The sequence below is a fragment of the Moorena sp. SIO3I6 genome (assembly GCF_010672095.1).
The window spans coordinates 1-1,519 of sequence record NZ_JAAHHU010001234.1; the positions used below are offsets into that span (position 1 = coordinate 1).

The following is a 1,519-nucleotide window of genomic DNA, read 5'->3' on the forward strand; positions in this document are numbered from 1 at the left end:
GTATCAACAAAGCGATCCGCCCCGACCCCCGAAAGAAATCCTACCGACAATGTATGATCTACCTAGCGAAGAAAAGGAGGATTCAGGATTGCCAGATCAATACCATATTTGGCAAGCAGACTTACTGGAAAAAACGTTTTTCCCCCCCAATTATCCTAGAAACCAAATTCTCGTTGCTAGCGATCTTAATATCTACTACAATCTGAAACATCCTACTTGGTATAAACGTCCCGATTGGTTTGCTGTCTTGGGAGTGGATCGTTTGTACGAACAAAGAGAATCCCGGTTGAGTTACGTGATCTGGCAGGAAGGAGTAGCTCCTTTTATTGCCATCGAATTACTTTCTCCTAGTACACAGAAAGAAGACTTAGGGGAAGTTAGGCCACAAGCCAACCAACCCCCAACTAAATGGGAAGTCTACGAACGGATGCTACGGATTCCCTATTACGTGGTCTTCAATGGTAATAGCAATAAACTGCGCTTGTTTGAATTAGTGCGCAACAGCTATCGGGAAGTGATTCTCAACGGTGACAAATTCTGGCTTCCAGAAATAGAACTAGGTTTAGGATTGTGGTCAGGATACTATCAAGAGTTAAACCGACTTTGGTTGCGTTGGTACGATGCAGCCGAAAATTGGATTCCTACACCGGTTGAGAAAGAAAGACAGCTAGTTGAACAAGAACGTCAACGAGCTGAACGAGAACATCAACGAGCTGAACGTCTAGCAGCTCAATTGCGAGCAATGGGTGTTGAGCCAGAAGATTGAAATTTTAGGTAGGGTAGGGTGGGCAAATAATGAGAGTTTGGCAATTAGATCAAATATCATGTTCATTTGCCCACCCTACAAGAGCGATCGCACTAACATCAAAAACTCTTCGGAGCTCTTTCCTACTGTTTCCAGATCCGCTGTTCCCAGATCCGCTGTTCCCTGTTCCCTTTTAGCATCAATCCTATGTTCACAACTAAAATAAAAATGCTATAGGACTCCATAGTTACACAGGACTTACGCAAAGACACCAGATAGGTCGTAGATTCTGATCAGACTAAATTCATAACTAAAGAAGGTTTTTTAAGTTCTTTAGTTAACTATGAAGATAAACTTTGGTGCTTAATTTTATAAACTGTACATTTAGTCAAGTAAGCTAGTCTTTTCAGAAAATTCCACACCAAAATAGCACAAGCAATATGGTTTCTTTGGATTCGAGATTTACGACACTGACAAGATTGTATGCCAGTCAATGTCTTGATGCAGTCGCTCATGGGGGAAACCACGGCAGTCGCTCATGGGGGAGACCACGGCAGTCGCTCATGGGGGAGACCACGGCAGTCGCTCATGGGGGAGACCACGGCAGTCGCTCATGGGGGAGACCACGGCAGTCGCTCATGGGGGAGACCCCCAAGACCGCGCTGCCTCCCCAAGACCGCGCTGCCTCCCCAAGACCGCGCTGCCTCCCCAAGACCGCGCTGCCTCCCCAAGACCGCGCTGCCTCCCCAAGACCGCGCTGCCTCCCCAAGACCG

2 protein-coding genes and 2 pseudogenes are annotated in these 1,519 nt (G+C 46.7%); 3 read left to right on the top strand and 1 reads right to left on the bottom strand.

Features of this window, described 5'->3' with window-relative positions; genetic code table 11:
• Both F6K49_RS48030 and F6K49_RS48035 read left to right on the top strand, forming a co-directional pair.
• The coding region (locus F6K49_RS48030; RefSeq protein WP_293109678.1) for a Uma2 family endonuclease at positions 1–766 on the top strand (766 nt) is incomplete at its 5' end.
• A gap of 58 nt (positions 767–824) precedes the next feature.
• Complete coding sequence (locus tag F6K49_RS48035) at positions 825–971, top strand: hypothetical protein (protein ID WP_293109680.1); 147 nt, start codon at positions 825–827, stop codon at positions 969–971.
• A 115-nt stretch (positions 972–1,086) separates the two neighbouring features.
• Here F6K49_RS48035 and F6K49_RS48040 read toward each other — a convergent pair.
• Positions 1,087–1,248, bottom strand: a pseudogene (locus tag F6K49_RS48040) (IS701 family transposase); the annotation flags it as partial.
• A gap of 35 nt (positions 1,249–1,283) precedes the next feature.
• Here F6K49_RS48040 and F6K49_RS48045 point away from each other — a divergent pair.
• Positions 1,284–1,519: pseudogene (locus tag F6K49_RS48045) on the top strand (hypothetical protein); the annotation flags it as partial.